Origin of the sequence: Halorubrum sp. AD140 (assembly GCF_034497445.1) — an archaeon.
In the GTDB taxonomy this organism is placed as follows: domain Archaea; phylum Halobacteriota; class Halobacteria; order Halobacteriales; family Haloferacaceae; genus Halorubrum.
In genome coordinates, this window is sequence record NZ_JAXRUU010000352.1 from 1 (window position 1) to 1,016 (window position 1,016).

Genomic DNA, 1,016 nt, shown 5'->3' on the forward strand with positions numbered 1-1,016 from the left:
CAGCATATATATCTTTCTGCCGTTCTCGTCGCTGCGAATTGCGCGAACACACGATCAGTTTCTGAAGAAAATAAGCTCGATACGAAACTTCACAGCGAGACGTTCGCCGGGGAGCGCACTCCCGCCCCGCTCACCACGGTTCGTTCTTCAGCCCGAGCGCGTACGCCCCGACGTTCGTGACGACGTGGAGGACGGGAGTCATCACGAGGACGACCGCGAGGACCCGCGGCGTGAAGGTCGCGAGCGCCCAGTCGGTGTCGACGAGAAAGACGAGGCCCAGCGCGCCGACGACGAAGTCCAGCTGGTCGAGCCCCGGGAACGCGGCGCCGCGCTCGCGCCCGGACCGACGCTTGAGGAACGAGGCGCCGATGTCGCCGCACATCGCGCCGAACGCGAGCGCGAACGCGGCCGGGAGTGCGAACGTCGGCAGATCGGCGCCGAGCGCGGCGCTCGCGGGGTCGGCCAGCGCGTTAAGCCCGAGCGCGAGGCAGACGCCGACTAAGGTCCCCACCGCCGTGCCGCGCCACGTCTTCCCGTCGCCGAGCAGCCGCGCGCCGCGCCACTCGCGGCCGCCGTCGATTGGGCGCCCGCCCCCCGCCAACACCGCGGCGTTGTTCGGGACGTACGCCGGGAGCATCGCCCAGAACGCGGTCGCGACGAGTGAACCGATCATGTCCACACGGGCGACGCGCGGCGTGTTATAAACCCCGGATCCGTCGCCGAACGCTCGTCGGTCTCCCCGCGGCGCCGTCTTGCGGCCACCGCCTCCGAGTCGGCAAAGGTAAAGTTCGCCCCGTCCGGAATCACTGATATGATCCCCCCTATCGCCCGGCGGTTCGTCGCCGGCGAGAGCGTTCCGGCGGCCCTCGACCACGCCCGCGCCGCGAACGAGGACGGCGTCGCGGTCATCCTGAACCTGCTCGGCGAACACTACGACGACCCCGACGACGCCCGCGCGGACGCGGACGCCTATCTCCGACTGCTCGACGACATCGCCGACAGCGGCCTCGACGCCT

At 69.7% G+C, this 1,016-nt stretch carries 1 protein-coding gene and 1 pseudogene; one reads left to right on the top strand and one right to left on the bottom strand.

Annotated elements, in window-relative coordinates:
• Positions 1–130: 130 nt before the first annotated feature.
• Entirely contained in the window at positions 131–673 is a 543-nt protein-coding gene (locus tag U4E84_RS18790; RefSeq protein ID WP_322533563.1) for a CDP-2,3-bis-(O-geranylgeranyl)-sn-glycerol synthase, read from the bottom strand.
• Positions 674–811: 138 nt separating this feature from the next.
• On the opposite strand from U4E84_RS18790, the pseudogene U4E84_RS18795 reads away from it, so the two are divergent.
• Positions 812–1,016: pseudogene (locus U4E84_RS18795) on the top strand (proline dehydrogenase); the annotation flags it as partial.

Excerpts from the sequence above, each read along its gene's own strand:
- U4E84_RS18790 (WP_322533563.1), bottom strand. The coding sequence starts at position 673 with ATGATCGGTTCACTCGTCGCGACCGCGTTCTGGGCGATGCTCCCGGCG.